Source organism: Mycobacterium sp. IS-836, from assembly GCF_001954275.1.
Lineage (GTDB): Bacteria > Actinomycetota > Actinomycetes > Mycobacteriales > Mycobacteriaceae > Mycobacterium.
This window is the reverse complement of sequence record NZ_MBEU01000073.1, coordinates 1-1,334: the sequence shown is the minus strand read 5'-3', so window position 1 is coordinate 1,334 and position 1,334 is coordinate 1. Positions and strand designations below refer to the sequence as shown.

Sequence of the window (1,334 nt, the reverse complement as noted above, 5' to 3'; positions counted from 1 at the left end):
TCGGACAGCAACCGCAGCGACGCGTCGATGAACTCACCGGCCAGCGAGTTGAGCACCACATCCACCCCGGCGCCGCCGGTCGCGGCAAGAAACTTCTGCTCGAATTCCAGCGTTCGTGAATCCCCGATGTGGTCGTCGTCAAAACCCATCGCCCGCAGCGTTTCCCACTTGCCGCGGCTGGCGGTGACGAAAACCTCCGCACCCCAGTGACGCGCCAGTTGCACCGCCGCCATGCCCACCCCACCGGCCGCGGCATGCACCAGCACCCTCTGTCCGGCCTTGACTCCGGCCAGCACCGACAACCCGTACAGCGCGGTCAAAAACACCACCGACACGCTCGCGGCCTCCACCAGCGACCAGCCCGTCGGCACCGCCGTCACCAGTCGCGCATCCACCACCGCCTCGGAACCCACCACCCCCAACAAACCCAGCACGGCATCGCCGACCGCAAGCCCGGTTACGCCCGGCCCGACTTCGACGACGACTCCCGCGCCCTCGACTCCGATCTCGCCGCCGCCGGGATACATTCCCAGCGCCACCAACACATCCCGGAAGTTCACCCCCACCGCGGCCACCGCCACCCGCACCTGCCCGGCCGCCAGCTCCACCCTTGCGCTCGGCTGCACGACCAGATCTTCCAGCGTGCCGCCGCCGCCGGCGGCCAACCGCCAGCCCCCATCCGGCAGCTCCAGTACCGCCCCGGCCCCGACCGGGGTCAACCGGGCGGCGTGTGCGACACCGGAACGCACCACGAGTTGCGGTTCACCACAACCGATGACATCGCGGACATCCATCGACCCGTCCGAGTCCACCAACACGAACCGGCCCGGATGCTCGGCCTGCGCGGAGCGCACCAGCCCCCACACGGCCGCGCCGGCCAAGTCCTCGACATCCTCGCCGGCCCAACTGACCGCGCCGTGCGTCACCACGACCAGTTTCTCGGAATCATCTCCGGCGAGCCGCGATTGCAACACCCGCAGCACCTCATGGGTAGCCGCGCGCACCGAGCGGACCACACCGTCGGCCGCCGGGCCCAGCTGCCACACCGTCGCGCCGTCGTCGCCAATGCCAGTCGGTTCCACCGGAACCGGGGACCACACGACGTCGAACAAGCCGCCACCGCCACCGGCGGCGGCCGCGACCGCCGCCGACAGCGCCTTCGCCGAGACCGGGCGAAGCACCAACTCGCGCACCGACAACACGGGCAGGCCTGCACCATCGGCCAGGTCCACCGAGACCGCCCCGGCGCCCGCGGGCGCGATCCGCACCCGGACCCTCGATGCCCCGGCTGCGTGCAGACACACGCCCTGCCAGGAAAACGGCAGCATCGTCTC

General features: G+C 70.8%; 1 protein-coding gene. It reads right to left on the bottom strand.

All coding sequences use genetic code 11. The annotated features are described in order from the left end of the window. Nucleotides 1-1,334, bottom strand: a 1,334-nt coding sequence (locus A5747_RS21030) for a zinc-binding dehydrogenase (protein WP_142245670.1), incomplete at both ends; no start/stop codon positions are given.